Annotated in this window: 22 protein-coding genes; 10 read left to right on the top strand and 12 right to left on the bottom strand. The window is 60.7% G+C overall.

Translation table 11 applies throughout. From position 1 onward, the window contains the following. Nucleotides 1-90 precede the first annotated feature (90 nt). Nucleotides 91-1,185 carry an AlgP family protein gene (locus AO353_RS08955; protein WP_054594601.1) on the top strand — a complete coding sequence of 365 codons (1,095 nt, stop codon included), beginning with the start codon at nucleotides 91-93 and terminating at the stop codon, nucleotides 1,183-1,185. Here the strand turns inward: AO353_RS08955 and AO353_RS08950 are convergent. Continuing rightward, nucleotides 1,182-1,646, bottom strand: coding sequence for a TIGR02444 family protein (locus AO353_RS08950; protein ID WP_054594600.1), 465 nt, complete (start codon nucleotides 1,644-1,646; stop codon nucleotides 1,182-1,184). The genes AO353_RS08955 and AO353_RS08950 overlap by 4 nt on opposite strands. A gap of 50 nt (nucleotides 1,647-1,696) precedes the next feature. On the opposite strand from AO353_RS08950, the gene AO353_RS08945 reads away from it, so the two are divergent. After that, nucleotides 1,697-3,607, top strand: coding sequence for an ATP-binding cassette domain-containing protein (locus AO353_RS08945; protein WP_054594599.1), 1,911 nt, complete (start codon nucleotides 1,697-1,699; stop codon nucleotides 3,605-3,607). 188 nt (nucleotides 3,608-3,795) lie between these two features. Further along, entirely contained in the window at nucleotides 3,796-4,428 is a 633-nt protein-coding gene (locus tag AO353_RS08940; RefSeq protein WP_054594598.1) for a LysE family transporter, read from the top strand. A 63-nt stretch (nucleotides 4,429-4,491) separates the two neighbouring features. On the opposite strand, the gene AO353_RS08935 is transcribed toward AO353_RS08940, so the two are convergent. Genes AO353_RS08935 through AO353_RS08920 form a run of 4 tightly spaced genes read right to left on the bottom strand, consistent with a single transcriptional unit; the run spans nucleotide 4,492 to nucleotide 7,638 of the window. Further along, complete coding sequence (locus AO353_RS08935; protein ID WP_054594597.1) at nucleotides 4,492-5,235, bottom strand: penicillin-binding protein activator LpoB; 744 nt, start codon at nucleotides 5,233-5,235, stop codon at nucleotides 4,492-4,494. 3 nt (nucleotides 5,236-5,238) lie between these two features. Next, nucleotides 5,239-5,826 carry a penicillin-binding protein activator LpoB gene (gene lpoB, locus AO353_RS08930; protein ID WP_054594596.1) on the bottom strand — a complete coding sequence of 196 codons (588 nt, stop codon included), beginning with the start codon at nucleotides 5,824-5,826 and terminating at the stop codon, nucleotides 5,239-5,241. A 32-nt stretch (nucleotides 5,827-5,858) separates the two neighbouring features. After that, on the bottom strand, nucleotides 5,859-6,230 hold the full coding sequence (locus tag AO353_RS08925; protein WP_054594595.1) for a YcfL family protein: 372 nt from the start codon (nucleotides 6,228-6,230) through the stop codon (nucleotides 5,859-5,861). 13 nt (nucleotides 6,231-6,243) lie between these two features. Next, nucleotides 6,244-7,638 carry a COG3014 family protein gene (locus tag AO353_RS08920; protein WP_054598199.1) on the bottom strand — a complete coding sequence of 465 codons (1,395 nt, stop codon included), beginning with the start codon at nucleotides 7,636-7,638 and terminating at the stop codon, nucleotides 6,244-6,246. Between the two features lie 307 nt (nucleotides 7,639-7,945). Between AO353_RS08920 and AO353_RS08915 the strand changes: the two genes are divergently transcribed. Both AO353_RS08915 and AO353_RS08910 read left to right on the top strand, forming a co-directional pair. Further along, nucleotides 7,946-9,844, top strand: a complete 1,899-nt coding sequence (locus AO353_RS08915) for an FTR1 family protein (RefSeq protein ID WP_054594594.1) — start codon at nucleotides 7,946-7,948, stop codon at nucleotides 9,842-9,844. 133 nt (nucleotides 9,845-9,977) lie between these two features. Then, nucleotides 9,978-10,433 carry a YaiI/YqxD family protein gene (locus tag AO353_RS08910; RefSeq protein WP_054594593.1) on the top strand — a complete coding sequence of 152 codons (456 nt, stop codon included), beginning with the start codon at nucleotides 9,978-9,980 and terminating at the stop codon, nucleotides 10,431-10,433. 41 nt (nucleotides 10,434-10,474) lie between these two features. Here AO353_RS08910 and elbB read toward each other — a convergent pair whose 3' ends face one another. Next, a complete protein-coding gene (gene elbB / locus AO353_RS08905) occupies nucleotides 10,475-11,140 on the bottom strand; it encodes an isoprenoid biosynthesis glyoxalase ElbB (RefSeq protein ID WP_054594592.1) in 666 nt (221 codons plus the stop codon). A 115-nt stretch (nucleotides 11,141-11,255) separates the two neighbouring features. On the opposite strand from elbB, the gene AO353_RS08900 reads away from it, so the two are divergent. Then, complete coding sequence (locus AO353_RS08900) at nucleotides 11,256-12,491, top strand: sterol desaturase family protein (RefSeq protein ID WP_054594591.1); 1,236 nt, start codon at nucleotides 11,256-11,258, stop codon at nucleotides 12,489-12,491. Here the strand turns inward: AO353_RS08900 and AO353_RS08895 are convergent. Beyond that, on the bottom strand, nucleotides 12,472-13,104 hold the full coding sequence (locus AO353_RS08895) for a DedA family protein (RefSeq protein ID WP_054594590.1): 633 nt from the start codon (nucleotides 13,102-13,104) through the stop codon (nucleotides 12,472-12,474). The genes AO353_RS08900 and AO353_RS08895 overlap by 20 nt on opposite strands. 207 nt (nucleotides 13,105-13,311) lie before the next feature. Between AO353_RS08895 and hemB the strand changes: the two genes are divergently transcribed. Next, nucleotides 13,312-14,325 (top strand): porphobilinogen synthase, encoded by a 1,014-nt coding sequence (gene hemB / locus AO353_RS08890; protein WP_054594589.1) that lies wholly within the window; start codon nucleotides 13,312-13,314, stop codon nucleotides 14,323-14,325. Nucleotides 14,326-14,343: 18 nt separating this feature from the next. Further along, on the top strand, nucleotides 14,344-16,557 hold the full coding sequence (ppk1, locus tag AO353_RS08885) for a polyphosphate kinase 1 (RefSeq protein ID WP_054594588.1): 2,214 nt from the start codon (nucleotides 14,344-14,346) through the stop codon (nucleotides 16,555-16,557). Between the two features lie 59 nt (nucleotides 16,558-16,616). On the opposite strand, the gene ppx is transcribed toward ppk1, so the two are convergent. From ppx to AO353_RS08860, 5 genes are all read right to left on the bottom strand, one after another. Continuing rightward, on the bottom strand, nucleotides 16,617-18,119 hold the full coding sequence (ppx, locus tag AO353_RS08880) for an exopolyphosphatase (RefSeq protein WP_054594587.1): 1,503 nt from the start codon (nucleotides 18,117-18,119) through the stop codon (nucleotides 16,617-16,619). 258 nt (nucleotides 18,120-18,377) lie between these two features. Further along, entirely contained in the window at nucleotides 18,378-19,115 is a 738-nt protein-coding gene (locus AO353_RS08875) for an amino acid ABC transporter ATP-binding protein (RefSeq protein ID WP_054594586.1), read from the bottom strand. Further along, nucleotides 19,102-19,752 carry an amino acid ABC transporter permease gene (locus AO353_RS08870; protein WP_054594585.1) on the bottom strand — a complete coding sequence of 217 codons (651 nt, stop codon included), beginning with the start codon at nucleotides 19,750-19,752 and terminating at the stop codon, nucleotides 19,102-19,104. The genes AO353_RS08875 and AO353_RS08870 overlap by 14 nt, the downstream gene beginning before the upstream one ends. After that, nucleotides 19,749-20,417 carry an amino acid ABC transporter permease gene (locus AO353_RS08865; RefSeq protein WP_054594584.1) on the bottom strand — a complete coding sequence of 223 codons (669 nt, stop codon included), beginning with the start codon at nucleotides 20,415-20,417 and terminating at the stop codon, nucleotides 19,749-19,751. The genes AO353_RS08870 and AO353_RS08865 overlap by 4 nt, the downstream gene beginning before the upstream one ends. Before the next feature lie 34 nt (nucleotides 20,418-20,451). Continuing rightward, the gene (locus tag AO353_RS08860) at nucleotides 20,452-21,237 is read right to left on the bottom strand and encodes a transporter substrate-binding domain-containing protein (RefSeq protein ID WP_054594583.1); all 786 of its coding nucleotides are present in this window, start codon (nucleotides 21,235-21,237) and stop codon (nucleotides 20,452-20,454) included. Nucleotides 21,238-21,491: 254 nt separating this feature from the next. Between AO353_RS08860 and AO353_RS08855 the strand changes: the two genes are divergently transcribed. Continuing rightward, the gene (locus AO353_RS08855; protein ID WP_054594582.1) at nucleotides 21,492-22,196 is read left to right on the top strand and encodes a FadR/GntR family transcriptional regulator; all 705 of its coding nucleotides are present in this window, start codon (nucleotides 21,492-21,494) and stop codon (nucleotides 22,194-22,196) included. A 120-nt stretch (nucleotides 22,197-22,316) separates the two neighbouring features. Next, nucleotides 22,317-22,646 carry a thioredoxin TrxA gene (gene trxA / locus AO353_RS08850; RefSeq protein ID WP_003206727.1) on the top strand — a complete coding sequence of 110 codons (330 nt, stop codon included), beginning with the start codon at nucleotides 22,317-22,319 and terminating at the stop codon, nucleotides 22,644-22,646. The last annotated feature ends 131 nt before the right edge of the window (nucleotides 22,647-22,777 follow it).

The raw sequence follows: 22,777 nt of genomic DNA, 5'->3' as shown, positions 1-22,777 counted from the left end.
GCCCGGCACTCGATACTGTCAACATGCCCTAGCGGCGGTAGCAGCAGAGGTCTAGTATGAGCCGCACTCACGTCAGCCAGGAGGTAAACCATGTCGGCCAATAAGAAGCCTGTAAATACTCCGTTGCACTTACTCCATCAGCTCTCGGGCAGCTTGCTCGAGCATTTGGAAAACGCTTGTTCCCAAGCCTTGGCTGATGCTGAAAAACTGCTCGCCAAACTGGAAAAGCAGCGCGGAAAAGCACAGGAAAAACTGCACAAATCTCGCACCAAATTGCAGGACGCTGCGGCGGCCGGCAAAGCCAAGGCACAAGCCAAGGCCAAAGATGCGGTTCAAGAACTTGAAGACCTGCTGGACGCGCTCAAGGAGCGTCAGTCCGAGACTCGCAGCTACATTCTGCAACTCAAGCGCGATGCCCAGGAAAGCCTGAAACTGGCCCAGGGTATTGGTCGCGTGAAAGAGGCTGTCGGCAAAACGCTGACCCTGCGTTCGGCCAAGCCAGCCGCCGCTGCTGGCACCACGAAAAAACCGGCTGCCAAACCGGTAGCTGCCAAGGCGCCGGCCAAGGCTCCAGCGAAAGTCGCCGCCAAACCTGCAGCGAAAAAACCAGTCGCTGCCAGTGCTGCCAAACCGGCTGCCAAACCGACCGCTGCCAAACCAGCTGCCGCTAAACCAGCAGCCAAACCGGCTGCTAAAACTGCCGCCGCCAAACCTGCCGTAGCGAAAACTGCCGCAGCGAAACCAGCTGCAAAAACTGCTGCTAAACCAGCAGCCAAAACCGCTGCGGTGAAACCTGCCGCCAAGCCAGTTGCTAAACCGGTTGCTGCAAAACCTGCCGCCAAGCCAGCGACCAAAACCGCAGCTGCCAAAGCGCCGGCCAAGCCCGCAGCTAAACCCGCCGTCGCTGCCAAGCCAGCAACGTCCAGCGCTGCCAAACCGGCTGCTGCGAAACCTGCAACGTCTGCTGCCAAACCAGCAGCCAAGCCGACGGTGAAAAAGCCAGTCGTGGCCAAACCTGCTGCCGCTAAACCAGTCGCTGCAAAACCGGCAACCGCACCAGCGGCTGCCAAGCCTGCGACGCCTGCACCGGCGGCTTCACCTGCTCCATCCACGAGCACGCCAGCCGCTTCGCCTGTACCGGCAGCGGCAGTAAGCACTACCAACACCCCGACCAGCGCTTCCTAAGTGCCGGTCACTGCGACGCGCAGCTGATTCAGCGCGTCGCGGTTCAGGTTGGCGGCGCTCGCCGCCAACCCTTCCAGCCACACGGCCAGGTCTTTGGCTTGACCCTGCGGCCATGCTTGCGCCGCATTTTCCAGACGTGACAACAGTTGCCGTTCGGCTTCCAGCTCCAGCGCTTTGACTTGCGTGCGTAACGTATTCAGTTCCTCGTCGTCGAGGGCAGCGGCTTTCCATTGCGTGCGCAGTTGTCGAAGCGGTTGCACGACTTCCGCATGCCATGGCCCGGCCAGGTGCTGGAGGTGTTGCAGGCGTTGTGCATTGCATCTCACGCCGCGCTGTCCGAGCCAGGCGGCGCACAACAACAGGCAAACGTCGGCGCCGGCTGCTTGCAGCTTCAGGCAGGCGTCCTCAACACCCGGTCGGGTGTAGAGGGTCAGGGAAAAGCTCCACAGGTCAGAGGACATAGTGCTACTCGCGCCAGTTGCGAGCGAAGCTGGTAGACTCCGCCGCCATTATGATTCGACTTCAGAACCTGACTTTACAACGTGGCCCGCAACGTCTGCTAGAAGACGCCGAGCTGACCCTGCACGCCGGTCACAAAGCCGGCCTGATCGGTGCCAACGGCGCCGGCAAATCCAGCCTGTTCGCCTTGATCCGGGGCGAACTGCACCCGGACTCGGGTGACTGCTTCCTGCCGGCCGACTGGCACATCGCCCACATGCGCCAGGAGATCGAGACGCTCGAACGCCTGGCGGTCGACTACGTGCTCGATGGCGACCTGCGCCTGCGTGAGGTGCAACGCGACCTTGCCGCCGCCGAAGCCGCCCATGACGGCGCCGCACAGGCGCGTCTGCATGCAGAGCTCGACAGCGCCGACGGGTACACCGCCGATGCCCGGGCGCGCAAGTTGCTTGCGGGTCTGGGGTTCACCAACGAACAGATGGATCGTCAGGTCGGAGATTTCTCCGGTGGCTGGCGGATGCGCCTGAACCTGGCGCAGGCGCTGATGTGCCCGTCGGACCTGTTGCTGCTCGACGAACCGACCAACCACTTGGACCTCGACGCCATTATCTGGCTGGAAGAGTGGCTCAAGAGCTACCCCGGCACCTTGCTGCTGATTTCCCACGACCGCGATTTCCTCGACGCCGTGGTCGATCATGTGGCTCACGTCGACCAGCGCAAGATTACCCTCTATCGCGGTGGCTACTCGGCGTTTGAGCGTGCCCGTGCCGAACGTCTGGCCCAGCAACAACAGGCCTACGAGAAGCAACAGGCGCAACGTGCGCACATGGAAAGCTACATCGCCCGCTTCAAGGCCCAGGCCACCAAGGCCCGTCAGGCCCAGAGCCGGATCAAGGCGCTGGAGCGGATGGAAGAGTTGTCCGCCGCCCACGTCGATTCGCCGTTCGACTTTGTCTTCCGCGAGTCGGTGAAGATTTCCAGCCCGTTGATCGACCTCTCCGACGCCCGTCTGGGTTATGGCGAGCGAGCGGTGCTGGAAAAGGTCAAGCTGCAACTGATTCCTGGCGCACGGATCGGTTTGCTCGGCCCCAACGGTGCTGGTAAATCGACCCTGATCAAAAACCTTGCCGGTGAACTCGAGCCGTTGTCCGGCCGCTTGACCCGTGGCGAAAACACTGTGGTCGGCTACTTTGCCCAGCATCAGCTGGATTCGCTGGATTCCAAGGCCAGCCCGTTGCTGCATTTGCAGCGTCTGGCGCCGACTGAACGCGAGCAGACCCTGCGCGACTTCCTCGGCGGTTTCGACTTCCGCGGTGCGCGGATCGACGAGCCGGTGCTGAATTTCTCCGGTGGTGAAAAGGCCCGTCTGGCACTGGCGTTGATCGCCTGGGGCCGGCCAAACCTGTTGCTGCTCGACGAACCGACCAACCACCTGGACCTGGAAATGCGCCTGGCGCTGACCATGGCCCTGCAGGAATTCAGTGGCGCAGTGCTGGTGGTCTCCCACGATCGTCATTTGCTCAAAAGCACCACGGATAACTTCTTCCTGGTGGCCGACGGCAAGGTCGAAGAGTTCGACGGCGATCTGGAAGACTACGCCCGTTGGCTGGTCGATTATCGCCAGCGCAATGCGCCGGTGAACAACTCGCCGGTCAATCCGGACAAGACCGACAAGAAAGCCCAGCGTCAGGCTGCTGCTGCGTTGCGTCAGCAACTGGCACCGCACAAACGCGAGGCCGACAAACTCGAAGCCGAGTTGGGCAAGTTGCACGAGAAGCTGGCGAAGATCGAAACCAGCCTCGGCGACAGCGCCGTCTACGAAGCCGCCCGCAAGGACGAGTTGCGTGATCTGCTGGCCGAACAGGCCAAGCTGAAGGTTCGCGAAGCCGAGCTTGAAGAAACCTGGATGGAAGCCCTGGAACTGCTCGAAAGCATGCAGGCAGAGCTGGAAGCGCTGTCCTGATAGCGGCCTGCCAGCGTTCGGTTATGACGCTGGCGCGGCAGCGAAGAGTTGTCGAGCGGCTTCGGAAAGTAAGCCGGGCTGCCGCTAACGCTGGTCGGCAGGGCCATTTTTCTGCAAAAAAACGATAGTCATTCACAGGCCAGCGCATTAGCTTAGACGTCTATAACGAGTCTGAGTCGAGGTGTGCGATGGTGCTTGAGACATGGCTGGCGTTTTTTGCCGCCTGTTGGGTGATCAGTCTTTCCCCGGGCGCCGGTGCTATTGCGTCGATGTCCTGTGGTTTGCAATACGGTTTCTGGCGCGGCTACTGGAACGCCCTGGGCCTGCAACTGGGGCTGGCGATGCAGATTGCGATTGTCGCCGCCGGTGTGGGCGCGATTCTCGCCGCATCGGCCACGGCCTTCTACGCGATCAAATGGTTTGGCGTGGCGTACCTGGTGTATCTGGCGGTCAAGCAATGGCGCGCACTGCCCAGCAACATGAGCGATGACGCGGCCATTCGGCAGATCGGCAAACCGCTGGCGCTGTTGTTTCGCGGGTTCCTGGTGAATGTCAGCAACCCTAAAGCGCTGGTATTCATGCTGGCGGTGCTGCCGCAGTTCATCGACCCGCACGCGCCGCTGGTGGCGCAGTACCTGATCCTGGGCATAACGATGATCTGCGTGGACCTGATCGTGATGGCCGGCTATACCGGCCTCGCTTCCAAGGTACTGCGACTGTTGCGCACACCCAAGCAACAACGACGGATGAACCGTACGTTTGCCGGACTGTTCATTGGTGCGGCCGGGCTGCTGGCGACCATTCGCAGAGCCGCGGTATAACACCCGCAACGCACAAAAAAGGCGACCTCAAGAGGTCGCCTTTTTCGTTCCCGCGAATGTTACTTAGCGCAGAATAACCGGCGCCGTATCCTGCGGCAGGTTATTGCGCAGCGGTGCTTGCCCCGGCTGTTGCTGAACGCCGCGACCGAGTTGCTCGGCCAACTGACGGGCCACATCCTCACCCAGCGACTTGGACACATCACGTACCACCCGTGGGCGATTCAGCGACACTTTGACGTCGTTGCCGTTGACCAGCTTGGTGTCCTGGCCTTCACCCATGGCGGTGAACGCCGAGGTGATTTCAAACGTCCGGGTATTGATCAGGCTGAAGTCCGCCACCAGGTTCAGGCCGAGAATCGCCGAGTAGCTGTCGGTGTTGGCCAGCGAGGTGATGTCGCGGGTGAAGTCGATATCCGACAGGGTGCCGAACAACACATAGTCGGCGCCCTTGTAGTTACCGGCCTTGATCCGCTTGATCACGTCGTAGACGTCTTCCTTGGACTTGGCCGTGTACGGCGTGCCCTGCACCAGCTGGAACATCCCGGACTTGAGAATCTCGCCCTTGATATCGCCGGTGAACTTGCGAAGCTCGCCTTGCTCGATATAGCTGCTGCTGGCCTCGACCTCGTTGTAGCTCGACGAGCCGCTGGCGTGGTACATGCCCGCCTGCATGTTGCTCTGAGCAGAGACGATGTGGATGTACTGCTCCACCCGCTCCTGGTAGGCGAGGTCGGTGACCGCGATTTTCGGGGCCGCCTGCGCGCCAAACGCGCAGGCCAGGGCCATGATGCCAATCCATGCACGCATTGCTTAACGCTCCGTGGTTTTGCGGATCTCTTTCTCGTCCATCCACTCGGCCAGGCCACTTTCAACGTCGATCAGTTGCAGGCTGAACTTGTAGAAAACGTCCTTGTAATCGCTGCTGCGCTTGACGATCGAGCTGATCGAACCTTCAAGACGGTATTTGGCGGCGATCATGTTGCCGGTCTTGGCCACGGTACCTTTCTTGTACAGGCCGCTCTGGTTTTGCAGCTTGAGCTGGTCAACCTGGCTCTGCATCGCGGTGTTGTCGCTGGCAAAGCGTGCGGTACCGGACTTCATCAGTTGAGTCTTGATGCTGGTGGTGATTTCGCGGGTATCGATGTATTCGCTGGTCTTGTTCTTCACGTCGTAGACCTGCACGACCGGGCGGCCCTGCAAGATGCCGGACTGGGCCAGGGAACGGGTCATGGACTCGGCGATCATCTGCAGGTCAGTGGAACCGAACTCGTTGGTCACCAGCTCCACAGCCTTGCTGTCGCCGTAACCGATGTTTTTCCCGCCCAGGACCGGCGAGTTGTTGGCGCAGCCGCTGGCCAGAAGGGCGACCACGGCGAGGAACGAAAAGCGTGCAAACATGGGAGTGTCTCTCTGTCACGAAATAGGGGGGCTTAAGGGGTTTTGACTTCAAGGCGGAAGTCGGTGGCCTTGGGCACAGGCGCGATGGCTGGCAGGAACGTGGCCTGCGCGGCATACAGGTTCAGGGTTTTCCAGCTTTCTTCATCGGCCACCGGGAAGCCGTCGTCGCCCAGCCAGACGAAGCGGTAGTACATCGTCATGTTGGTGTGGCTGGTGTTGTTCAGCGCGACCTTGACGGTCAGGAAACCGTTTTCACGGGCGACCCGCATCGCGCCTATGGCGATGTTGTTGAACTTGTTCATCACCACGACTTTGCTCGCGGCACTGCCGGGCGCAGGTGGCGGCGGGGTGGCGCAACCGGCCAGCAGAGCCAGGGCGGCGACAGCAATCAGTTTGAAACGCATGGAGAAGCTCCGCTTAAGGTTGTTTGACGCTGGCCACGACTTGCGGGGTGGCGCTTGGGATCACGTGGGCGGCGCCACTGGCGAACACCTGATTGCCCACCGTACGCAGGCTGATCACCTGGAAGCGCTGATCGACCTTGACCGTGATTCGCGAACCGCCCAGAGCATTTGGCAGGCTCAGTTGATGCTCGCCTTTAGCCAGGCGCAGGCGCACCACCTGGGTGTTGTCGGGCAGGGTGCGCCAGGTGCGGGTATCCGCGCCTTCCATCACCGCCGACGAAATACCTACGGCCAGGCCGGCCAGTGGATTGGTCTCGTTGATCTTCTTTTGCGCCACAGCGCGAGTTATCGCGCGGACGGTGGTGCGCAGGATGATCCCGGGCATATCGTCACGCAGTGCGCGGCGGGACATGGCCGTAGTGCTGTTGAGCTGGGTCAGGTTCTGTTGCTGGCCGTCGACGCCGATCTGCGCGTACGTCACGGTCGAGGTGTCAGGCTTGATCACCGGGAATGACAACGGCGTGATCACCACGTTGTTGCTGATCGGCAGTGGCAGCGGGATGCGAATCGAGTCGCGGGCCGGCGCGAGGCCGCTTTGCACGACGATCAGGATGTCGCTTTCTTCGCTTTTGCCAGCCGGCTTGTCCAGGTTCAGCAGCGCTTGTTCGAGCAACGGCGTGTTGGGGCGCAGTTCGGCGGCTTTGCGATAGCCCGGCGCGGCCAGGTCTTTTTCACCCAGGGCTTCGTAGACGAAACCGGCCAGGTAATGACTGAATGCGCTCTGATAGCTGTTCTTCAGGCCGACCACTTCAGGCGCGTCGAGACTCGCCACCGGGTAACCCTGCAGGTCCTTGTACTGAGTCTTGACGCCTTGCTTCTCGGCCTCGTCCTCGCGCTTGAGGTATTCCTTGTCGCGCAGTTCGGCGATCACCGCTTCACGTTCGTGGGTTTTCTTGATTTCGGTACGGGCACCGTCGAAATCGTTCACCGCCAGCAGGTTCAAGGCCATTTGCGTGGTCAGCATGACTTTTTCGTAGTCATAGCCTTCGTAGCGGCGGACCTTGTCATTGACCAGAAAGCTGCCGAACTGGGTCAGGTACTTGTCGGTGTCCAGCTTGACCGACTCTTCCCAGGTACCGACGACCTGGTCCGCGCTTTTCCAGGCGGTCTGGCTGCCGGTCAGGTCGCCCTTGGCGCGCAGCAGTTCACCTTTCTCGAAGTAATAGAGCAGGTCCTTGTTTTCACCTGTGTTGTTCTTTTCCAGCAGGGTCAGTGCGGCGTCGACGTGACCGCTGGCCAACTGCTGGTTGGTTTGCTGCAGTTCTGTGTCGTAGCTGCGAAAGGCCGAACAACCGGCAAGCAAAGTAACTGCGCTGAGCGTGATCGAGGTGAGGGTGCGGGATGCCATGAGTACTTCTTCCCTGAGTTTAAACAGCCGAGCGTGCTGGTCGGGCTGGGTGAACCAATCGACAGGGAAAAGGTTTTCCATGCCAAATCCTCATAAAAAGAGGAGCTTAAATGCCCGATCGCAATAACGAGGGCGCGGCATTATAAGCGCGGATAATGGCCATGTAATGGCTTTTTAATTTCATTTTTTCTAGAGGTGCCATCATCTGGGAGGTGTCCGAATCCTCAAACTGTGGACGACAAAGCTTGAGCGGAAAGCATTGAGAGTGAACAATGTGTTACTTCGTATTATCAATTGAGATTCATTCATGACTGCCCCGTCCCGTTTCCTGGCCTGGCTGGTGTTCCCTTTGTTTGCCCTGTGCAGTTTCAACCTGCTGGCCGACACGCTGGAAGGTGCGCCACAGGCACTGCATTTGCTCGATTACATCGGTGCCGATTATCCGGCGACCGTGGAGGCGGGGCAGGTCATCGATGACGGCGAGTACCGCGAACAGCTGGAGTTTCTTGGCGTCTTGCAGGGGCTGATCGTTGCGCTGCCGGCCAAACCCGAGCGGGCGGAACTTGAGCAGGGCGTGAGCAATCTGCGCAACGCGGTGACCCAGCGTCAGGACGGTGCGGAGGTGGCCCGACAGGCGCGGCAATTGGGCGCGAAACTGGCGGTGGCGTATGAAGTCAGTCAGGCACCGATCATTACCCCGGATCCCACGCGCGGTGCGCCGTTGTACGCGCAGCACTGCTCGGTGTGCCATGGCGACGCCGGTGCCGGTGATGGTCCTGCAGGTGTTGGCCTGACGCCGCCACCGGCCAATCTGCGTGATGCCACGCGGCTCGACCGCCTGAGCCTGTACGCGATCTACAGCACGTTGGGGCAGGGCATCGAAGGCACGGACATGCCAGCCTTCGCCGATCAACTCGACGAGCGTCAGCGCTGGGATCTGGCGACCTACATCGCCGCGTTCAGCGCCGATCCGGCTGCGGCCAAAAGTGAAAAGAACTTCAACCTTGCCGACCTTGCCCGGCAGACCCCGATGGAAGTGCTGGCGGCCGAAGGCCCTCAGGCAGCCGCCACGTTCCGCGCCCAGCGCGCCCAGCCGCCGCAGGTCAAGCGTGGCCCGGCGCAGTTGCTCGATTACACCGCCGCGACCCTCGACAAGAGCCTGGCCGCTTACCGTGCCAGCGAGCGCGAGCAGGCTTATGACCTCTCGGTAGCGGCGTACCTGGAGGGCTTCGAACTGGTCGAAAGCTCGCTGGACAACGTCAACACCGTAGTGCGCAAAGACACTGAAAAATCCCTGATGGCTTACCGTCAGTCGTTGCAGGACGGGCTGCCGATCGAGCAAGTCGAGCAACGGCTGGCGTTTGCCAAAACCAAGCTGAAGGAGTCCGCGGGCCTGCTGGGCAGCGATGGTTTGAGCTGGTCGCTGAGCTATGTCTCCGGCTTGCTGATTCTGTTGCGCGAAGGGCTGGAAGCGATTCTGGTCCTGGCTGCGGTGCTGGCGTTCTTGCGCAACACCGGTCAGCAGTCGGTGATTCGCAGCGTCAACATCGGTTGGGGATTGGCGCTGGTGGCGGGTCTGGCGACCTGGGCGCTGGCGGCGTACGTGATCGATGTCAGCGGTGCCCAGCGCGAGTTGCTGGAAGGCTGCACCGCATTGTTTGCCAGTGTCATGGTGCTCTGGCTCGGGGTGTGGATGCACGACCGTCGCCACGCGGCGGCCTGGCAGGATTACATCAAGAGCAGCCTGGTCAGCGGCGGTGGGCGTTTCGGGTTTGCCGCGCTGGCGTTTTTCTCGGTCTACCGCGAGCTGTTCGAAGTGGTGCTGTTTTACGAAACCCTGTGGCTGCAAGCCGGCCCGGCCGGGCATAACGCGGTATTGGCAGGTGGCGCCACGGCGCTGGTGCTGTTGATCGGTCTGGCCTGGGTGATCCTGCGCGGCTCGGCGAAACTGCCGCTGGCGCTGTTCTTCGGGATCAACGCCGGTTTGCTCTGCGCGTTGTCGGTGGTGTTCGCCGGGCATGGCGTCAAGGCCTTGCAGGAGGCCGGGATCTTCGGCACTCGTCCGGTGCCATTCTTTGACTTCGACTGGCTGGGGATTCACGCTGACGCCTATTCGCTGGGGGCGCAGGCGGTGGCGATTCTGGCGATTGTCGTGCTGTATAGCCGTAGTCGCATGGCGGAGAAGCGGCGGGTACAGGTGTCTTAACCGTATTCGCTGCGCTCATTATCGCGGGCAAGCCTTGCTCCTACGGATTCGTGTCGTTCACGTGTTTGTGGCGCGACAGGAAACCCTGTAGGAGCAAGGCTTGCCCGCGATGCTTTTGAAAGAGGTAAACACAATGCGTGTCTGGATCGATGCCGACGCCTGCCCTCGGGCAGCCAAGGACTTGGTGGTGAAGTTCGCCCTCAAGCGCCAGTTTGAGGTGGTGATGGTGGCCGGGCAGCCGCAGATCAAGCCGGGTCTGGCCCTGGTGAGGTTGATCGTGGTGCCGAGCGGCCCGGATGCAGCCGACGATTACCTGGTGGAGCACGCAGTCCCGGGTGAGTTGGTGATTTGCAGCGATGTGCCGCTGGCCGACCGCTTGGTGAAGAAAGGCGTTGCCGCGCTGGATCCGCGGGGCAAGGAGTTCGATGCGCAGAACATGGGCGATCGGTTGGCGGTGCGTAACCTGTTCACCGACCTGCGCGAGCAGGGTCAAATGGGGGGCGGGCCAGCGCCGTTTGGCGATCGCGAGAAGCAGGCGTTCGCCAATGCGCTGGACCGGATCATCACCCGGCTATCCCGAAAACCCTGACAAGCCCCCTCGCCACAAAGCTTTCGACCGTCAGAGAAGGTTTACGCATTCTCGTGAGTCAGTTCCAGCACCCGATCCACCAGCTTATTGATCCCTGAAGCCGCTTCGCTGATCGATTGCGCCAGCATATAGGCCGGAGTGCTGACCAGTTTGCGTGCCTTGTCTTCGATGATCTCGCCGACGGCGCAATCGACATGGGTCGCGCCCATTCGGGTCATGGCGGCGGCGGTGTCGGCGTCGTTGCCGATGGTGCAGGTCACGCCCGGGCCGTAGATTTTCGCCGCCAACGCCGGCGAGATGCAGATCAGGCCAACCGGTTTGCCGGCTTCGGCAAAGGCTTCGGCCAGCGCCAGGACATCGGGCTGAATGCTGCAACCGGCGCCTTCGACGGCGAAGTTGGACAGGTTCTTCGCTGCACCAAAACCACCGGGCACGATCAACGCATCGAAGTCTTCGGCATTGGCTTCACGCAGGTCTTTCACTTGCCCGCGAGCGATGCGCGCCGACTCCACCAGCACGTTGCGCGACTCGGGCATTTCTTTGCCCGTCAGGTGGTTGATCACATGCAATTGCGCGATATCAGGGGCGAAACATTGCACCTGCGCGCCGCGTTGGTCGAGGCGCAGCAGGGTCATCACGCTTTCATGGATCTCGGCGCCGTCATACACGCCACAGCCGGAAAGTATCACTGCAACTTTTTTGCTCATGGGTTCTTCTCCAGTTTCATGGCGTTAAATGTCCACTAATTTGTCACTCGTTGCCATAGGGTTATTTCACGGCTACACCTAGGATCAGTCATCACCATTGCGATCAGGTCGCGTCATGGACTTCATTCTGTATGCGGTGCCGTTTTTCTTCGTGTTGATTGCCGTCGAGCTGCTGGCGGATCGTTGGCGCGGGGTGCGTAATTATCGCCTGGCCGATGCGATAAACAGCCTCAGCACCGGTGTGTTGTCGACCACCACCGGCCTGCTGACCAAAGGTGTGGGGCTGGTGACGTACGCGTTTGCGCTGAAGCATCTGGCGTTGTTCGAGCTGTCGGCCGAGAGCATTTGGGTCTGGGTGTTCGCCTTTGTCCTCTATGACTTCTGCTATTACTGGCTGCACCGCATGGGGCACGAGCGCAACATCCTTTGGGCGGCGCATTCGGTGCATCACCAAAGCGAGGACTACAACCTCTCCACGGCGTTGCGCCAGACCAGCACCGGGTTCCTGCTGAGCTGGATTTTCTACCTGCCGATGGCGGTACTCGGCGTGCCGCTGCTGGTGTTCGTCAGCGTCGCGGCGCTGAACCTGTTGTATCAATTCTGGGTTCACACCAAGCACATCCCCAAGCTCGGCTGGTTCGAATGGTTCTTCGTCACGCCCTCCAACCATCGGGCTCACCATGCGCAAAACGCGCTCTACATGGATCGCAACTATGGTGGGGTGTTCATTATCTGGGATCGGCTGTTTGGCTCGTTCCAGGAAGAGGACGACAACGAGCCGGTGATTTTTGGCGTGACCACACCGTTGGCGAGTTGGAACCCGTTGTGGGCGAACGTGCAGTTCTATGCGCAGTTATGGGCCGATGCACGACGCGCCGAACGCTGGTGGGACAAGCTGCGAATCTGGTTCATGCGCACCGGTTGGCGGCCGGCGGACGTGGCGGCGAAGTACCCGATGAACAAGCCGGACCTGAGTCAGTTCCGCAAATTCGAGGTGCCGCTGGACGGGCGGCAGCAGGTGTATATCGCACTGCAGTTTTGCTTGTACATCGCGCTGGGCAGCTACCTGATGAATCTGCAGCGAAGCTTGCCAGCTGCGGCCCTGGTGTTGGGCTGGGGGGCGGTGGCGCTGGGGTTGTTTGTGCTGGGCGTGGCCCTGGAGAATCGCCCGCAGGCGTTGAAACTGGAGTTGCTGCGGCTGGCGCTGAATCTGCCGCTGGTGTGGCTGGCGCCGCTGGTCGGGCTATGGCCGGCCAGCGCGGTGGGCTGGATCGGCCTGCTCAGTTACAGCCTGCTCAGCGGCATCGGTCTCTACTGCTGCAAAAACCGCATCACTCGACTGGCGTCGTAGGTTCGCTGCTCTTGGCCTTTTCAGCTTGCAGGAGCTGATCGTCTTCGTAGATCTGCTTGGCGAGGCGAGCATTCTTGAAACGCCGGCGCAGCCAGAGGCAGAAGCCCAGCACCAGCAGGGCGCCGAGTACCCACAGTTCGTACTTCTTGACGCTGCCGAGCATGCCTTCGAGCACCGCGCCAAAGTGGTAAGCGGCAGCCGCCAGGGCGCTGGCCCAGATCGCTGCACCAATACCATTGAGTATCAGGTAGCGTCCCGGCGGGTAACCCGACAGGCCGATGGCCACGGGCATTACCGTGCGCAGGCCGTAGACGAAGCGAAAGCTCAGCACCCAGATGTCCGGGTGCTTGCGGATATGCTCCAGCGCCCGATCACCCATCAGTTGCCAGCGTGGTTTGCGCGCCAGCAGTTTGCGGCCGTGCTTGCGCCCCAGGAAGTACCACAGCTGATCGCCGGCGTAACTGCCGAAGAACGCCACGATTACCACCAGGTTGATGTCCATGTATCCGCGGAACGCGAGGAAGCCTGCGAGTACCAGAATGGTTTCGCCTTCGAAGAACGTCCCGAGGAAAAGGGCAAAGTAGCCGAAGTCATGCAGAAATTGTTGGAGCATTGTCTGGGTGCTGGCGAAATGAACGCGCAGCCTAACCCTTCAGGCACATTCAGGAAAGTGTCGAAATGTGTCTCGACGTGAACATTTCCTACAAGGACAATGATTGCGACTACAGGTCGCAGGGGTGCACATAACTGTCATACGTTAGTCATAATGGCCGCTTATAACTGTCACGCTCGCCCGCCAGCGCGGGCTCAGGAGTCTGCCGTGAGCTTTACCCCCGCCAATCGTTTGTTTCCTGCAACCCGCCTGCGTCGCAACCGTCGTGATGAATTTTCTCGTCGTCTGGTCCGTGAAAACGTCCTGACCACCAATGACCTGATTCTTCCGGTCTTCGTGCTCGACGGCGAAAACCGTCGCGAAGCGGTTACCTCGATGCCAGGTGTCGAACGCCTGACGATCGACCTGTTGCTTGAAGAAGCGGCCCGGTGGGTCGAGCTGGGCATTCCAGCCGTGGCGCTGTTCCCGGTGACCCCGGCTGAACTCAAATCCCTCGACGCTGCCGAGGCGTGGAACCCGGAGGGTATCGCCCAGCGTGCCACCCGTGCCCTGCGTGCACGCTTCCCGGAGCTGGGGGTGATTACCGACGTAGCGCTGGACCCGTTCACCACCCACGGTCAGGACGGTATTCTGGATGAAGAAGGGTATGTGCAGAACGACGTCACCGTCGATGCGCTGGTCAAACAGGCCTTGTCCCACGCCGCTGCCGGTGCGCAGGTGGTGGCTCCGTCGGACATGATGGACGGTCGCATCCAGGCGATTCGTGAAGCGCTGGAGCTGGCCGGTCACGTCAACGTGCGGATCATGGCTTACTCGGCCAAGTACGCCAGCGCCTATTACGGTCCGTTCCGCGATGCGGTGGGTTCGGCGCTGAACCTGGGCAAGGCCAACAAGGCGTCCTATCAAATGGACCCGGCCAACGGCAACGAAGCCCTGCACGAAGTGGCGGCGGACTTGTCAGAAGGCGCGGATATGGTCATGGTCAAACCAGGCATGCCGTACCTGGACATCCTTTACCGGGTCAAAGAAGAATTTAAAGTGCCGACCTTTGTCTATCAGGTCAGCGGTGAGTACGCGATGCACATGGCAGCAATCCAGAATGGCTGGTTGAGCGAAGGGGTTATTCTAGAGTCCCTGACCGCTTTTAAACGCGCTGGAGCTGATGGCATCCTGACTTACTTTGCCGTACGTGCCGCTCAATTGTTACGAGAGCAACAATAGCCCTCCCAGGAACATCCGATGAATACCGAAGGACTTACTGAAGTTGCCGTAAAAGAAGCTCAACCCCTGGTTGAGCCTGTCGTCGAAATCGAGCCTGCCCCGCCCGCGGTGGTGGTAGCCGAAGCGGCACCGGTGGCGCCGGCAGTCGCGATTCCGGGGCTGGATGACAGCAGCCTGTACATCCATCGCGAACTGTCGCAACTGCAGTTCAACATCCGCGTGCTGGAGCAGGCGCTGGATGAGTCCTATCCCTTGCTGGAACGGCTGAAGTTTTTGCTGATCTTCTCCAGCAACCTGGACGAGTTCTTCGAGATTCGTGTTGCCGGGCTCAAGAAACAGATCACTTTCGCCCGTGAACAAGCCGGTGCCGACGGCTTGCAACCGCATCAGGCGCTGGCGCGCATCAGCGATCTGGTGCACGGCCACGTCGATCGCCAATACGCGATCCTCAACGACATCCTGCTGCCGGAACTGGAAAAACATCAGGTCCGCTTCATCCGTCGCCGCTACTGGACCACCAAACTCAAGACTTGGGTGCGCCGCTATTTCCGCGACGAGATCGCGCCGATCATCACCCCGATCGGTCTCGACCCGACGCACCCGTTCCCGTTGCTGGTGAACAAGAGCCTGAACTTCATCGTCGAACTCGAAGGTATCGATGCGTTCGGTCGCGATTCCGGTCTGGCGATCATCCCGGCCCCGCGTTTGCTGCCGCGTGTGATCAAGGTGCCGGAAGAAGTCGGTGGCACCGGCGACAACTATGTGTTCCTGTCGTCGATGATCCACGCTCACGCCGACGACCTGTTCCAGGGCATGAAGGTCAAGGGCTGCTACCAGTTCCGCCTGACCCGAAACGCAGACCTGGCGGTCGACACCGAAGACGTCGAAGACCTGGCCCGCGCGCTGCGCGGTGAGCTGTTCTCCCGTCGTTACGGTGACGCGGTGCGTCTGGAAGTCGCGGACACCTGCCCGAAACACCTGTCCGACTACCTGCTCAAGCAGTTCAACCTGAGCGAGACCGAGCTGTATCAGGTCAACGGTCCGGTCAACCTGACGCGGCTGTTCAGCATCACCGGCCTGGACAGTCACCCGGAGCTGCAATACACGCCGTTCACCCCACAGATCCCGAAACTGCTGCAGAACAGCGAGAACATTTTCAGCGTGATCAGCAAGCAGGACATTCTGCTGCTGCACCCGTTCGAGTCCTTCACTCCGGTGGTCGATTTGCTGCGCCAGGCGGCCAAGGACCCGCACGTGTTGGCGGTCCGTCAGACCCTTTACCGCAGCGGCGCCAACTCGGAAATCGTCGACGCCCTGGTTGACGCAGCGCGTAACGGCAAGGAGGTCACCGCGGTGATCGAATTGCGTGCGCGGTTCGACGAAGAGTCCAACCTGCAACTGGCCAGCCGCCTGCAAGCGGCCGGCGCGGTGGTGATCTACGGCGTGGTGGGCTTCAAGACCCACGCCAAGATGATGCTGATCCTGCGCCGCGAGGCTGGCGAGATTGTCCGCTACGCCCACTTGGGTACCGGTAACTACCACGCCGCCAACGCCCGCCTGTACACCGACTACAGCCTGCTGACGTCCGACGACGCCTTGTGCGAAGACGTCGGCAAACTGTTCAGCCAGTTGATCGGCATGGGTAAAACCCTGCGCATGAAAAAACTGCTGCATGCGCCGTTCACGCTGAAGAAGGGCATGCTCGACATGATTGCCCGGGAGACCCAGTTCGCGCTTGATGGCAAACCAGCGCACATCATCGCCAAGTTCAACTCGCTGACCGATCCGAAGGTCATCCGCGCGTTGTACAAAGCCAGTCAGTCCGGGGTGCGGATCGATCTGGTGATACGCGGCATGTGCTGCCTGCGGCCGGGTATCGCCGGGGTTTCGCACAACATCCACGTGCGCTCGATCATCGGTCGCTTCCTGGAACACACGCGGGTCTTCTACTTCCTCAACGGCGGTGAAGAGCAGATGTTCCTGTCGAGTGCCGACTGGATGGAGCGCAACCTCGATAAACGCGTCGAGACCTGCTTCCCGGTGGAAGGCAAGAAGCTGATTACCCGGGTCAAGAAAGAACTGGAGCTTTACCTCACCGATAACACCCACAGCTGGAGCCTGCAGCCGGACGGCCGTTACATCCGCAACACACCGACCGGCAACCAGAACCCGCGCAGCGCCCAGGCAACCTTGCTGGAGCGTTTGGGTAGCCCGATTCTGACTGTGAATTAACGCAGGAGAGGGAGCAGCATGATGCAAAAGGGCGATCCGTAAGGATCGCCCTTTTGTTTTCAGCGAACGTTAAGCACGAAGTTAACGCGGGTCAGCCATTCCGCTTCCAGCGCGAAGTCGGCCTGGGTCAGCTGGTTTTCGTCCAGCCAGTTCTCCGGGAACAGCACATCCAGGGTGTCGCCGTTGGCCTGCAAGGTGACCTGCGGCATCTTTTGGGTGCCGCGGATGTGATGGAACAGAATCGCGAAGCGCAGCAGCACGCAGAGGCGAATCAGCTTGATGCCGTCATCGCCGAACTCGGCAAACCTGTCCTTGGGAATGTTGCGGCGGTGGCCGCGTACCAGCAGCGCCAGCATCAGCTGGTCTTCACGGGAAAAACCGGCCAGATCGGAGTGTTCGATCAGGTAGGCGCCGTGCTTGTGGAATTGATAGTGGGCGATATCCAGCCCGACTTCGTGGACCTTGGCGGCCCAGCCCAGCAAGTCGCGCCAGACGCCGTCATTCAGGTCCCAGTCGTCGGCCACCTGATCGAATGCGTGAAGTGCTTTGCGTTCGACGCGGTCGGCCTGTCCCACGTCGACGTGGTAACGCTCCATGAGCGAGCTGAGGGTGCGCTCGCGGACGTCTTCGTGGTGATGACGGCCCAGCAGGTCATAGAGCACGCCTTCACGCAGGGCGCCTTCACAGTGATCCATGCGTTGCAGTTCGAGAGCGTCGAAGATCGCTTCGAGAATCGCCAGGCCAGCCGGGAAAATTGCCCGGCGATCCGGTTTGATGCCTTCGAAATCGATTTTTTCAACGTCACCGAGTTTGATCAGCTTGCGCTTGAGCCAGGACAGACCTTCGGCATTGACCTCGCCAGTCCCGTGGCCACCCGCCTTCAGCGCCAGACCAATGGCACGGATGGTGCCCGAGGAGCCGATCGCTTCATCCCAGGTCAGGCGGTGCAGGGCGTGCTCGATGCTCATGATCTCCAGCCGCGCCGCCGTATAGGCCTGGGCGTAACGGGCCGGGGTGATCTTGCCGTCGCGGAAATAGCGCTGGGTGTAGCTGACGCAGCCCATTTGCAGGCTTTCGCGCAGCAGCGGCTCGAAGCGCTGGCCGATGATGAATTCGGTACTGCCACCGCCGATGTCGGCCACCAGACGCTTGCCCGGTGTGTCGGCGAGGGTGTGGGAGACGCCAAGGTAGATCAGGCGGGCTTCTTCACGACCGGAGATGACTTCTACCGGGTGACCGAGGATTTCTTCGGCGCGGCGGATGAATTCGCCACGGTTGCGCGCCTCACGCAGGGCGTTGGTGCCGACGATCCGCACGGCGCCCGGTGGCATGCCGTTGATCAGTTGGGCAAAGCGCTTCAGGCAATCGAGCCCGCGCTGCATGGATTCTTCGGTAAGTTGGCGCTCTTCGTCGATCCCCGCGGCCAACTGAACCTTCTCGCCAAGCCGCTCGAGAATACGGATTTCATTGTGCAGGGCCTTGGCCACGACCATATGAAAGCTGTTCGAGCCCAGGTCTATAGCGGCGATCAGGGACAGATTCTTGGCTTGGGATTGAGGCATGGTGAGGGGGTCTCGGTCGATAACCTCGACATCCTGCCACGATCAACCGCTGCCGCCAACGCGCACGAATTAAAGCATTGATATGACGCACGAAACTCGGTGGCTCGAGCGTCTATCCCCTGTGGCGAGGGAGCTTGCTCCCGCTGGAGCGCGAAGCGGTCCTCAATGGTGGGCCCGATTTCTACCAGGCAGACCGCATCTGCAGGCCTTACGACTGCTGCGCAGTCGAGCGGGAGCAAGCTCCCTCGCCACAAGGCTTCAGGCAGTTGCCTCAACGGTACCGATGAAATTCGCCAGCTCTGGCGTCTTCGGGTTGGCAAACAACACTTTTGGATCGCCCACCTCGTGCACCTTGCCTTGGTGCATGAACACCAGTTTGTCGCCGACTTCACGGGCGAAGCGCATTTCGTGGGTGACCATGATCAGCGTCATTCCGTCCCTGGCCAGTTGCCGGACCACGCTCAGCACCTCGTTGACCAGCTCGGGATCAAGTGCCGAGGTGATTTCGTCGCACAGCAGCACTTTCGGCGACATTGCCAGGGCCCGGGCAATCGCAACACGCTGTTGCTGGCCGCCGGACAGTCGATCCGGGAACGCATCGAATTTCTCCGCGAGCCCGACCCGCTCCAGCATCTGTCGCGCCAGCCCGGCGGCTTTGGTCTTGGAGACTTTCTGCACCACTTGCGGCGCGAGCATGACGTTTTCGCCCACCGTCAGGTGCGGGAACAGGTTGAATTGCTGAAACACCATGCCGACCTTCTGCCGCAGGCTGCGCAGGTCGGCGCGGGCGGCGTCGAGGTATTCGCCGTCGACTTCGATCACCCCGTCGTTGATCGACTCCAGGCCGTTCAAGGTGCGCAGCAGGGTCGATTTCCCCGAGCCGCTGCGACCGATGATCGCCACCACCTGGCCTTCGTCGACGCTCAGGTCGATGCCTTTGAGCACATGGTGATCGCCGTAATATTTATGCAGGGCGGAAATTCTAAGCAGAGGCATGCAGTCTCCTTTCCAGGTAGCGGGCACTGAGGGACAACGGGTAGCAGAGCAGGAAGTAACCGAGCGCCACGAGGCCGTAGACCATGAAGGGTTCGAAGGTTGCATTGGCGAGCATGCCGCCGGTTTTGGTGAGTTCGGTGAAGCCGATGATCGAGGTCACCGCCGTGCCCTTGACCACCTGCACCGAGAAGCCCACGGTCGGTGCCACGGCAATGCGCAGGGCTTGCGGCAGGATCACGTGGCGCAGCTGTTCAAAGGGATTGAGCGCCAGGCTTGCCGACGCTTCCCACTGACCGTTGGCGATCGAATCGACGCAGCCGCGCCAGATCTCCGCCAGGTAAGCGCTGGTAAACAGCGTCAAGGCAATCGCCGCCGCCAGCCACGGCGAAATCTCGATCCCCAGCAGCGCTACGCCGAAAAACACCAGAAACAGCTGCATCAACAGCGGTGTGCCCTGGAACAGTTCGATGTAGGTGCGGGCGAAACCTCGTGGCAGGGCGTTTTTCGAGATACGCAGGGTCATGATCAGCAAGCCGATCAGCCCGCCCCCGATAAACGCCACCAGCGACAGTGCCAGGGTCCATTGCAGGCCGGTGAGCAGGTTGCGGACGATGTCCCAGAAGGTGAAATCGTTCATTGGCCGTTCCTCGAAATGTAGCGTCGCCCAATCCAGTTCAGTAGCTGGCGGATCAACAAGGCCATGCACAGGTAGACCAGCGTGGTCAGGGCGTAGGTTTCGAAGGCGCGGAAATTGCGCGACTGAATGAAGTTGGCGGCAAAGCTCAGTTCTTCCGTGGCGATCTGCGAGCACACCGCCGAACCGAGCATGACGATGATGATCTGGCTGCTCAGGGCCGGCCAGACCTTGCTCAGCGCCGGCAGCAGCACCACATGGCGGAACGCTTCGAAGCGGCTCATCGCCAACGCCGCCGCAGCTTCCAGCTGGCCACGCGGAATCGCTTGAATGCCCGCGCGAATGATTTCCGTCGAATAGGCGCCGAGGTTGATCACCATCGCCAGCACCGCCGCCTGCCATTCGGAGATTTGCAGGCCCAGCGACGGCAAGCCGAAGAAAATGAAGAACAGTTGCACCAGAAACGGTGTGTTGCGGATCAACTCGACGTAAACCCCGAAAATCCCGGCAAACGGACGGATGTTCCACGCCCGCACCACCGCGCCGACAATCCCCAGGCTCACCCCGAGCAGTGCGCCGATGGCCGTCAGCTCAAGGGTGAACAGCGCACCGCGCAGCAGCAGGTCGGTGTTGTGCACCACCGGTAAAAAGTCGAACTGATAGGCCATGGACAGTTTCCTCGATTAAGCGCCGTCGCGACGATCAGAGATCGGCCGGCAGCGGCTGCTTGAGCCAGGTTTGGGCATTTTTCTCGAGGCTGCCGTCGGTCCTGGCCGTGGCGAGGATCTGGTTGACCTTGTCTAGCAGCGCCGGCTCGTTCTTGTTCACGCCGACGTAGACCGGCGAATCCTTGAGCTTCAGTTTCAGCGCCGGAATGCGTTTCGGGTTGCGCTCGCTGATGGTCACCATCACCACGTTGCCGCTGGCGATCAGATCGACTTGCCCTGCGAGGTAAGCGGCGACGGTCGAGTTGTTGTCTTCGAAGCGCTTGATGGTCACGCCTTGCGGGGCCACGGCAGTCAACTCGATGTCTTCGATGGCGCCACGGGTGACGCTGACGGTTTTACCCTTGAGGTCATCCAGGCCGTTGATGGCGACGTCTGGCGGGCCGAACACCGCGAGATAGAAGGGCGCATAGGCACGGGAGAAGTCGATGACCTTCTCGCGCTCAGGATTTTTGCCGAGGCTGGAGATCACCAGGTCGACCTTGCCGGTGGTCAGGAACGGAATGCGGTTGGTGCTGTTGACCGGCGTCAGTTCGAGTTTGACCTTGAGCTGGTCGGCCAGCAGTTTGGCGGTGTCGATGTCCAGGCCGCGGGGTTTCATGTCGGGGCCCACCGAGCCAAACGGCGGGAAGTCCTGAGGCACGGCGACCTTGAGCGTGCCGCGTTTGACCACATCCTCCAGGCCGTCGGCATGGGCGGGGAGCTGACAGAGCATCAGGCTGGCGAACAGGGCAGTGAGCAGGGCGCTGCAACGCTGGATCATGGCAATTCTCCGGATTCGGCAAGTGATTTCTGCGAATCGACAGAGCACAGCCCATGCCAACCTCCGGCGAAATGCCTGCAAAGCTACGGATTTACTGGCGTTGATCGGTCTTACTGGTCTGAACAGTTGCGGGTTTTTTCGCACCTTGATCGGGCACTGGTCATAGCGCTCGAACCCCCGTGGGGCACGACTTGCCTGACTCGGCGATTAGCTTTACAACTAGCCGCTCACTGGCTTGGCTCGTCTGAAAAACCATGAATTCGATCTCCCGCGCCGTACCTGAAGTGGCGCTGCATGCCATCCGTAAACTGATTGCCGAACAGGGTTTCGGGCCGGGGGACGTGCTGCCTTCGCAGCGCGACCTGGCACTGCAACTGGGCGTGAGTCGGGCGTCGTTGCGTGAGGCGTTGTCATCCTTGAGTGCCTTGGGAGTGATCAGCGTGCAGCCCGGTAAAGGGGTTTTTGTTCAGGCAGTCGAGCCATCCCCGGCGGTATCGGGAGTCAGTTGGCCGTTCGCGGCTCAAGCCTCGCCTGTGGATATCTTTCAGCTGCGCTATGCGCTAGAAGGTTTTGCGGCGGGGTTGGCGGCGGTGACATTGAGCGCCGATGAGCTCGATGCCCTTGAGGATAACGTCGCCGCGATGCGCGACGAGTTGCGTGCCGGGGACTTCAACGCGGCGGCGCGGCTGGACTTCGAATTTCATCGGCGAATCCTGCTGGCCAGTGGCAATCAGGCGATGTTGAGCATTCTGACGGCGAGTGCCGAGCTCTTTCTGGAGAGCCAGAAACTACCGTTTATCCGGGCCGAACGGGCCATGGAAACCTGGCAGGAACACCGCAAGATCCTCCGGGCGCTGGCCCGCCGGGCTTCGGGGGCCGCGCAGAAGGCTATGCAGGAGCATGTGCGCAACGCGGCCCTGCGCACTGGAATCTCCTTCGTGACCCCCGCCACGGCGTGACTTGAGCTATACCCAAACTCATGCACCACCATAGCGAGACTCAATCATCTGCGGCTTCCTGAACGAGGGAAGGGCGGCTATGATGGGCCACGTTTTTTTGCTTACAACCTGGAGACTTCCATGAGCAGCGATCTTATCAAACACGTTAGCGACGCTAGCTTCGAAGCTGACGTACTCAAGGCCGAAGGTGCTGTACTGGTCGACTACTGGGCTGAGTGGTGTGGCCCATGCAAGATGATCGCTCCGGTTCTGGACGAAATCGCTGAAACCTACAAAGGTAAGCTGACCGTTGCCAAGCTGAACATCGACGAAAACCAGGAAACCCCGGCCAAGCACGGAGTACGTGGTATCCCGACCCTGATGCTGTTCAAGAACGGCAACGTCGAAGCGACCAAGGTCGGCGCGCTGTCGAAGTCGCAACTGGCTGCCTTCCTCGACGCCAACATTTAAGCGTTGTTGCAAGCGTCATCCAAAAAGCCCCGCAAATAGCGGGGCTTTTTCGTTATTCAGGGCTAGACGCTCCGAAACTCAGGTGTTACATTCGGCCCCGCACTGGTTTCTCCAGCGCCCCCTGCAAGCCG

It is taken from the genome of Pseudomonas fluorescens (assembly GCF_001307155.1).
GTDB classification, from domain to species: Bacteria; Pseudomonadota; Gammaproteobacteria; order Pseudomonadales; family Pseudomonadaceae; genus Aquipseudomonas; species Aquipseudomonas helvetica.
The sequence above is the reverse complement of the archived record's forward strand: the minus strand, read 5'-3'. Positions and strand labels throughout refer to the sequence as shown.

What these genes read in the sequence shown, in the direction of transcription:
- AO353_RS08955 (WP_054594601.1), top strand. Translation starts at nt 91, where the DNA reads ATGTCGGCCAATAAGAAGCCTGTAAATACTCCGTTGCACTTACTCCAT.
- AO353_RS08950 (WP_054594600.1), bottom strand. Translation starts at nt 1,646, where the DNA reads ATGTCCTCTGACCTGTGGAGCTTTTCCCTGACCCTCTACACCCGACCG.
- AO353_RS08945 (WP_054594599.1), top strand. Translation starts at nt 1,697, where the DNA reads ATGATTCGACTTCAGAACCTGACTTTACAACGTGGCCCGCAACGTCTG.
- AO353_RS08940 (WP_054594598.1), top strand. Translation starts at nt 3,796, where the DNA reads ATGGTGCTTGAGACATGGCTGGCGTTTTTTGCCGCCTGTTGGGTGATC.
- AO353_RS08935 (WP_054594597.1), bottom strand. Translation starts at nt 5,235, where the DNA reads ATGCGTGCATGGATTGGCATCATGGCCCTGGCCTGCGCGTTTGGCGCG.
- lpoB (WP_054594596.1), bottom strand. Translation starts at nt 5,826, where the DNA reads ATGTTTGCACGCTTTTCGTTCCTCGCCGTGGTCGCCCTTCTGGCCAGC.
- AO353_RS08925 (WP_054594595.1), bottom strand. Translation starts at nt 6,230, where the DNA reads ATGCGTTTCAAACTGATTGCTGTCGCCGCCCTGGCTCTGCTGGCCGGT.
- AO353_RS08920 (WP_054598199.1), bottom strand. Translation starts at nt 7,638, where the DNA reads ATGGCATCCCGCACCCTCACCTCGATCACGCTCAGCGCAGTTACTTTG.
- AO353_RS08915 (WP_054594594.1), top strand. Translation starts at nt 7,946, where the DNA reads ATGACTGCCCCGTCCCGTTTCCTGGCCTGGCTGGTGTTCCCTTTGTTT.
- AO353_RS08910 (WP_054594593.1), top strand. Translation starts at nt 9,978, where the DNA reads ATGCGTGTCTGGATCGATGCCGACGCCTGCCCTCGGGCAGCCAAGGAC.
- elbB (WP_054594592.1), bottom strand. Translation starts at nt 11,140, where the DNA reads ATGAGCAAAAAAGTTGCAGTGATACTTTCCGGCTGTGGCGTGTATGAC.
- AO353_RS08900 (WP_054594591.1), top strand. Translation starts at nt 11,256, where the DNA reads ATGGACTTCATTCTGTATGCGGTGCCGTTTTTCTTCGTGTTGATTGCC.
- AO353_RS08895 (WP_054594590.1), bottom strand. Translation starts at nt 13,104, where the DNA reads ATGCTCCAACAATTTCTGCATGACTTCGGCTACTTTGCCCTTTTCCTC.
- ppk1 (WP_054594588.1), top strand. Translation starts at nt 14,344, where the DNA reads ATGAATACCGAAGGACTTACTGAAGTTGCCGTAAAAGAAGCTCAACCC.
- ppx (WP_054594587.1), bottom strand. Translation starts at nt 18,119, where the DNA reads ATGCCTCAATCCCAAGCCAAGAATCTGTCCCTGATCGCCGCTATAGAC.
- AO353_RS08875 (WP_054594586.1), bottom strand. Translation starts at nt 19,115, where the DNA reads ATGCCTCTGCTTAGAATTTCCGCCCTGCATAAATATTACGGCGATCAC.
- AO353_RS08870 (WP_054594585.1), bottom strand. Translation starts at nt 19,752, where the DNA reads ATGAACGATTTCACCTTCTGGGACATCGTCCGCAACCTGCTCACCGGC.
- AO353_RS08865 (WP_054594584.1), bottom strand. Translation starts at nt 20,417, where the DNA reads ATGGCCTATCAGTTCGACTTTTTACCGGTGGTGCACAACACCGACCTG.
- AO353_RS08860 (WP_054594583.1), bottom strand. Translation starts at nt 21,237, where the DNA reads ATGATCCAGCGTTGCAGCGCCCTGCTCACTGCCCTGTTCGCCAGCCTG.
- AO353_RS08855 (WP_054594582.1), top strand. Translation starts at nt 21,492, where the DNA reads ATGAATTCGATCTCCCGCGCCGTACCTGAAGTGGCGCTGCATGCCATC.
- trxA (WP_003206727.1), top strand. Translation starts at nt 22,317, where the DNA reads ATGAGCAGCGATCTTATCAAACACGTTAGCGACGCTAGCTTCGAAGCT.